Here is a 1,760-nt window from a genome sequence, read left to right as displayed (position 1 = left end):
CCACCGGCGCGCCGGCGCGCGAGGACCGGGGGGCTTCGGCGGCCCGCTTCCGCTCCCGGGGTCTGCGGATGCTGAACAGACGGGTCTCCAGACCCCTCAGGTAGAGGACGGGGGTGATCCATTCCAGCGTGTGGCCGTTCATGCCCAGGATGGACACGCGCCCGCTGCGCACGGCCTGGTCCACAGGCCGCCCGGCGGCGACGGCGGAGTAGAAGCCCCGGGCGAAGGCGGCGGCCGCGGGATCGGTGATCTCGAACTGCATGGCCACCACGGCACTGACGCCCCCGCGCACCAGCGCAGAGGCGGTGCCCGAGAACAGGTCCACCGACCCGGAGACGGCCGACTGGCACGAGTTGAGCACCACGAGCCGGGGCATCGGGGTCGCCTCGTGCAGCAGGTCGGCGAACCGGCTGGCCTCCACCCGGTGCGCCCGCCCGTCGGCCCCCACGAGCGCCAGCACGCCCTCGTCCAGCTCCACGTCGAAGTCCCCGTGCCCGATGAAGTGGACGACGTGCCACTCCTGGCCCAGGAGCATGTCGTGCACGCCGTCCCACGTGGCGTCGCGCACCCATGTCAGCTCGATCTGTCCCCGCTCGAGGGGCTCCGCGAGCGCCTGGGCCAGGTACTGCTCCTCGGCTTCGACGTCGAGGACCGGGAGCCCCCGGGGAGAGGCGGTGATCCCGAGGATCCGCACGGGCTGCTGCACCCGCAGCGGCGGCGGGGCGGCCGCGACGGGCACATGGCGCACCAGGGGGTCGATCCGGGCGACGTAGGTGCCGGCCTGGGCGTCGTACATGGCCTCCCAGGGCAGGGGCGTCAGCTCCGGCGCGGCCAGACGCAGCACCAGGCGCAGCGGCTCACCTCGTTCGGCGGCGACGTCCACGCTGGACCGGTAGCGGGCCCCGATCGCGGGGTGGCCCAGCAGCATGTCGAAGAGCTCCTGGCCCACCGTCCGGACCGTCGTCTCGGGGCCGGCGACCAGCCGGCGGGTGCTGGCGGCGGAGGCCAGGAGCGCGTCCTGCCATCGGTCGCGCCCCTGCATCAGCCCCGCGCAGTCGATCGCCACGGTGGCCGAGGCCTCGCCCACCGGGGAGTGGACGATCTCGACGTCGTAGAGGCCCTCCTCCGCGGACCGAACGACCGACAGCTCCAGCACGCTCACCGGTTCCTCACCCCATGGCTCCTGATCGGGCGGTCCCTCGGCTCGGGGCAGGACGGACCGTCGGTGGATCGTGCCCGCTCATTCCGTGCGCGTGTCCTCCCAGGTGAGCTTGACCGTGAAGTTCGCGGCGCCGCCCGTCTTCGCGATGAAGGCACCGGCCTCCGCGTGCAGGTCGACCCCGAACTCCACGCACACCCCCGAGGGGCGGTGGGCCAGGGACACGAGCTGGTCGATCAGGGCCTGGACCGCGGGCTGGATGTGCGCCACCGCCTCCTCGAAGGTCCGCTGGGCCTCCAGCACCACGCTCTCGCGGTGACCGCCCCGGGTGACCGGTCCGCCGGACCCGTCCGCGGTCTCCACCAGGACGCTGCGTCCGTCCGCGGTGGGAAACTCGACGATGTTGCCCATGGTGGCACCTCTCCCTCGTCCCGCGCCGTCCCGCACCGCACCGTGAGCCCACTGTGCTCCCCCCGTTCACGGGCTGGCAAGGGAGAACACCAGGATCGGCGGTCGGAGACACAATGAGACAGGCCTCGGCGCCGCATCCGGGCGCCGGAGCACCCGGGCCGCGCCCGTGGCGGTCCGGGTGCTGCGGCAC

At 73.5% G+C, this 1,760-nt stretch carries 2 protein-coding genes; both read right to left on the bottom strand.

Going from position 1 to position 1,760, the window contains the following annotated elements; genetic code table 11:
- Positions 1-1,156 (bottom strand): CHAT domain-containing protein (locus ACXAGC_RS20310; protein ID WP_474846810.1); only part of this gene is annotated, 1,156 nt, incomplete at its 3' end.
- Between the two features lie 84 nt (positions 1,157-1,240).
- Positions 1,241-1,570: a CU044_2847 family protein gene (locus tag ACXAGC_RS20305; protein ID WP_035927776.1), complete on the bottom strand. Its 330-nt coding sequence runs from the start codon at positions 1,568-1,570 to the stop codon at positions 1,241-1,243.
- Positions 1,571-1,760 lie beyond the last annotated feature (190 nt).

It is taken from the genome of Alteromonas sp. AWJ4_197 (assembly GCF_056160285.1).
This window is presented reverse-complemented; position numbering and strand designations above follow the sequence as displayed.

Bases quoted from the DNA above. Each gene is read 5' to 3' on its own strand.
- ACXAGC_RS20305 (WP_035927776.1), bottom strand. From the start codon at position 1,570: ATGGGCAACATCGTCGAGTTTCCCACCGCGGACGGACGCAGCGTCCTG.